Here is a 4,964-nt window from a genome sequence, read left to right as displayed (position 1 = left end):
GAAGACCCGGAAGTGGCCGCCCAGTTCGTGCAGCAGTACTACCGGGGCGACCGCATCATCCCTCCCGAGGTGGTGGTGGGCCTGGGACTGGCCCCCGGCGACCGGGCGCTCCTCGAGGAGTGGCTGGGGGAGAAGCGGGGCAAGGCCGTGGAGGTCGTCTCGCCCCGGCGGGGCGAGAAGGCGCAGCTCCTGGGCATGGCCGAGGAGAACGCCCGGGAGCTCCTGGCCGAGCGACGCCGCACCAAGGTGGGGTACGAGGCGGCCCTGGCCGAGCTCCAGGCGAAGCTGCACCTTCCCGCCCTACCCCGCCGGATCGAGTGCTACGACATCTCCAACGTCCAGGGGCGCGAAGCCGTGGGGAGCCTGGTGACCTTCGCCGACGGGTTTCCCCGCAAGGAGGGCTACCGGCGCTTCGTGGTGCGCACGGTGGACGGCTCCGACGACTTCGCCATGCTCTACGAGGTCCTCTCCCGGCGGCTCGCCCGCCGGGGGGAAGAGGGCTGGGAGCTTCCCGACCTCCTCCTCGTGGACGGGGGCCGGGGGCAGCTCTCGGTGGCCCAGCGGGCCCTGGCCGACGCGGGGGCCGAGGTGCCCGCCGCGGGCCTGGCCAAGGCCCGGGCTCTCCCGGGCGCGGGGGTGGAAGTGGAGCACTCCCCCGAGCGGGTGTTCCTGCCCGGGCGCGTGAACCCGGTGGTGTTGCCCCGCAGCTCCTCGGCCCTCTTCCTCCTCCAGCGCCTGCGCGACGAGGCCCACCGCTTCGCCCTCACCCACCACCGCAAGCGCCGCACCCGCGCCAGCCTCGCCTCCGCGCTCGAAGCGATCCCCGGCGTCGGCGAGCGCCGCCGAAAGGCCCTCTTGAAGCACTTCGGGAGCCTCAAGCGCCTCCGGGAAGCAACCCCCGAGGAGATCGCCGCCGTGCCGGGCCTCCCCGAAGCCCTCGCCCGAAGGATCGCGGAAGCGCTCCAAGGGTGAGCACCCGGGTGAGTTCCGGTGTGGGGCCCTCGACGGCAAAATCGGGCGGGGCTTGCTCCGCCGGAGGATGATGCCGGCGAGTTGCCGGAGGGGTGGCAAGTGGGCCCGGGGTGTCGAGCATGGGGCATGAAACGGAGGACAGGGGAAGCTGGCGGTCCTACGGGGGTGGCTCGGTGCGGACGCTGGGCAGCTTGTGCCGGATCGTGAGATCGCGTACCGCCCGGGTGTCGGCCGCCGAGGGCCGGACGGCGTCCTGCAAGGGGCGCAGCTCTGGGGTTGCCGGGCCGGCGAGGCGGTCCAGGGCCGTGAGCAGGGTGCGGGAGCGGACGTTGGTGCGGTCGAGCTCCAGGGCGCGGCTTACGTCTTCGAGTGTGCCCCCGAGCCCGGCCCCCACGCCCAGGCGGGCAAGGGCCCGCAGGTTGAACGCGGCGGGGTCGTAGGGGGTGAGGGCGGCGGCCCGGTCCATGGCCTCCAGGGCCGCCCGGTTGCCCCGGCCCTGCTGGTTCAGGAGACTCGCCCCCACGAATTGGTGGGCGGCCGAGAGGTTGGCGGCGCTCTCCCGTTGGCCGGCCTGGCGCAGGAAGGCCTCGAAGGCCTTGGCCGCTTCGGGGAAATTCCGGCGCTGGTAGCGGTACAGCCCCGCCACGAACGAGACGGCCGGAAGGGAGAAGCGGGGCTCCACGAGCCACGCCGCCACCCATCCGGAGCGGCTCCCCCCCAGGTCCAGCAGGTACCAGCTGCCGCTGCCGGCCACGTACCGCAGGTCGAGCACCCGGTAGGTACCCCGGAGCCTCCTCGTCTCCACCACGGCGCCGGTTGCGGGCGCGGCGCGCACGTTGATGCTGTCCCGGTCCGCCCGGACCTCCGGGGGGGGCACGTCCACCTGGCTGTTTTCCACCCACCCCACCGCGCCGTCCGGCAGGCGGACGCGAAACCACGCCCCCTCCATCCCGTCGGCCGGCAGGACCTGCCCGGCCGCGGCCCGGGCGATGATCCGCGCCCCCGGGGCGGGCTCCGCGACCACGGGGGCCGTCGAGCGGGCGACCACGGGCCGGCGAAAGAGGCGTTCGCGGGAGGTGACAACCGTCTCGAAGTTGTACCGGGAGCGAGGCAGCTCCGCGGTGAAGCCGGGGAGCGGGCCTTCGCCCCGGCCCAGGGTCAGGCTGAGCTGGAGGTCTGCGCCGATGGCTTCCGGGAGCAGGGTGAGGTAGCTCGTTACGTACACCTGGTCCCCGGCCTCCTGCACCAGCCCCCAGAGTGCCATGCGGGCGTGCTGGGAACGGGCGATCTCCACGGCGGCCCGGTGGTAGTCCTGGAGCAGGAGATCGGTCAGGGCGGTGGTGCCGGGGGGGCGGGCCAGGATCACCCCCGCCCCCGCTTGATCGCTGATGGCCGTGAGGACCTCGCGCCACAAGAGGTACCCCAGGGCCTTCCCCAGACGGGTCCCCTCGGGATCCAGGAACTCCGCCACCAGGCCCTTGACCTCCACGTGGGCGAGGACCTCGCGGCCCGGCCCCTGCCCGGGCACGAAGCTGGTGACGATGTCTCCCGCCCGTGCGGCGGTCCCCAGGACTCCCCCCGCAAGGCAGGCACCGGCCAGGGCCGCAAGGGCGCGCCGTCTCATGGCCCCAGCTCCTGCTCGACGCGCCTTAGCAGCCGGTCCAGGTCCGCGCGCTGCATGCCCTGGCCCGGTCCCGCCCGGCTGCGCTCCGCGATCAGGTAGGCCCGCAGCCGCTCCAGCCCTCCCCGGTCCCCCTGGGCGCGGGCCCGGGCAAACTCCCGCCTGCACACGGCCAGGAAGGCGCTCTGGTTCCAGACCGGACTGAGGCGCAGGGAGAGCTCGCCGGAGCTCAAAAGGGTGGCGGGAAGCTCCGGATCGCGCACCAGCAGGGAGCGGGAGCGCTCCTCTCCCGTCGGCATGAGGACGAGATTCGAGGTCATGGTCACCGACGCCGGCTCACCGTCGCCCGCTCGCAGCAGGCCCGTTCCGCTCACCACCCCCAGGGCGTTCAGGCGCTCTCCCACGGCCTTGGCCTTTTCCGGGCTGGCCGCCGTGACGGGGGACGGCACGGCCACGAGGCCCGCCGCGTCGAGGGGATCGTAGTCGGCGAGGGCCGGGTCGGAGTACAGATCGTCCATGGCCGTGGCAATGGCCATCCGGAGCGAGACCGCGAACGAGTGCGGGTCGATCCGGGGCGCGGAGGGTCCCGGCGGAAGCACCTGGTACTCCAGGAGATAGAGGGTGCTCCCCTCTGCGCTCCGCAGGGGGGCCAAGATCCGGAGCTCTTCCTCGGTGAGTGCCGCGAGCCCCGCCGTGGCGACCAGCTCGGCGGGCCGCAGGGTGCACCGCGCCCCGGGTCCCGGGCCCGATGCGCAGGGTTCCACCGCCTGGAGCGGGTCGAACCCGTCCTTGACGTATCGGGCCGTGACCGCCATCGAGGGGGGGATGGACCCCGCAGGCAGGGGCACCCGAGCCTCGAACCGGCCCGCCGCATCGGTGCGCGCGGCGCCCGGCGCGAGGCGCCCCCGAACTTCCAGGTCCACCTGGACGCCGGCCACGGGAGTGCGGTCGGGCCCCGTGACCACCGAGCCGGAAACCGTGAGGTCCGCAGCAGCAGCCGAGGCCAGCGCCCCGGCGGCCAGGAGGCACGCCGCGCAACGGAGCGCTCTCATGGCGCACCTCCACAGGGGTAGGAGAGGTACAGGGCCGCCCCTGCCCGCAGCCGGGCCCGGCTCAGGGAGACGTCCAGGGGCGGGCACCCGGGGGCCGAGACCCGCACAGAGCGGGGCCGTTCGCCGAAGGAGGGCGCGTAGGTGAGGGAGAAGTAGCCGGTGCGACCGTCCACGGCGCCCGACTCCCGGGCCACTTCCTCCCCCCGGGAGTCGAGGAGGGCTACCCGGAGCTGGTCCAGGCGCACCGCCGGCGGGCCGGCCCCGCCCGACTCCAGCGCGACCTGGCCCGTGACCTCTCCCGGCAGGGGTAAGAAGGCGCTCTGTCCCCAGGCCGCCAGCACCCCCAGGGCGAAAAGGCCGAACCCGGCCACCACCAGGAGCCCCAACAGGTTTCCCGCGCCTTCCCGCCTCAGCTTTCGGATGCCGTAGGCGAGCGCGACGACAGCCAGGGCCAGGGCGGCGAGCTGGGTGAAGAAGAGCGGCAGGTCCACGCCCACCCCGGCGAGCGCCGCGTTGACGGCGTCGGCCACCTTGACGGGCAGGTTGAGGTCTTCGAGCTCCATGGGAGCACTCCAACCGGCGGGCAAGAGACGGGGGAGCAGCCGGCGCGCTTCCATCCTGCCACGCTCGCCCGTGCGCGCAAGGAGCCCGTGACGCGTGACGCGTGACGCGTGACGAGTGACTTGCTCCACCATACGCGCAAGGAAGCCCGCCTTGAAGGAACCGCGAGGGGGGCTAGGCTGAAGCCGGTCGGTACCGGTGTCATCGCTTCCGGGGAGAGGAGGGTCTTCCATGCGCCCCACAAGACGCACGCTGCTTGCCGCGCTCCTTCTCGCCGCCGGCCTTGCCCAGGCCGCCGAGGCCGCCGATTCGTTGCGGTTCTCGCGCCTGTCGGTAACCGACCCCGGCATGAACGGCATCGAGGCCGTGAGTCTGCTCGTCCCCGCGGGCTGGAAGGCCGAGGGCGGCGTCCAGTGGTTCCCCGAGTTCAGCATCCAGGCCAATCTGCTGATGACCGTCTCCGATCCGGCAACCGGGGCGGCCGTGGAATTCCTGCCCGTGCAGAACTTCACCTACTTGACCCACATGGTGGTACCCATGCCCCGGGGAACAAACTACCTGGGGAACATCCTTTGGGAGCCGGTCCCTGACGCCGCCCCGTTCGTCCAGACGTTCTACCTTCCCGGCGCGCTGCGGCACCTGCAAGGGGGAAGGCTGGCGGGGTCCGCCGAGCTGCCGGGGGTCGCCCAGGCGGTGGCCCAGGCCTATGGGGGGCAGTCCACCGTGCGCGCGGGGCGGGTGCGCTACGAGTTCTCCCG

5 protein-coding genes are annotated in these 4,964 nt (G+C 73.2%); 2 read left to right on the top strand and 3 right to left on the bottom strand.

Annotated features, from left to right (window positions below; all coding sequences use genetic code 11):
- Positions 1-972 (top strand): helix-hairpin-helix domain-containing protein (locus AB1578_21975; protein ID MEW6490567.1); only part of this gene is annotated, 972 nt, incomplete at its 5' end.
- A gap of 157 nt (positions 973-1,129) precedes the next feature.
- On the opposite strand, the gene AB1578_21970 is transcribed toward AB1578_21975, so the two are convergent.
- The 3 genes from AB1578_21970 to AB1578_21960 are packed head-to-tail and all read right to left on the bottom strand — an operon-like array spanning position 1,130 to position 4,208.
- A complete protein-coding gene (locus AB1578_21970; GenBank protein MEW6490566.1) occupies positions 1,130-2,596 on the bottom strand; it encodes an SH3 domain-containing protein in 1,467 nt (488 codons plus the stop codon).
- A complete protein-coding gene (locus AB1578_21965) occupies positions 2,593-3,645 on the bottom strand; it encodes a carboxypeptidase-like regulatory domain-containing protein (protein ID MEW6490565.1) in 1,053 nt (350 codons plus the stop codon). Before AB1578_21965 ends, AB1578_21970 begins: the two co-directional genes overlap by 4 nt.
- Positions 3,642-4,208, bottom strand: a complete 567-nt coding sequence (locus tag AB1578_21960; protein ID MEW6490564.1) for a hypothetical protein — start codon at positions 4,206-4,208, stop codon at positions 3,642-3,644. Before AB1578_21960 ends, AB1578_21965 begins: the two co-directional genes overlap by 4 nt.
- Positions 4,209-4,437: 229 nt before the next feature.
- On the opposite strand from AB1578_21960, the gene AB1578_21955 reads away from it, so the two are divergent.
- Positions 4,438-4,964 (top strand): hypothetical protein (locus tag AB1578_21955; GenBank protein ID MEW6490563.1); only part of this gene is annotated, 527 nt, incomplete at its 3' end.

Source organism: Thermodesulfobacteriota bacterium, assembly GCA_040756475.1.
GTDB lineage: Bacteria > Desulfobacterota > Deferrisomatia > Deferrisomatales > JACRMM01 > JBFLZB01.
This window is presented reverse-complemented; position numbering and strand designations above follow the sequence as displayed.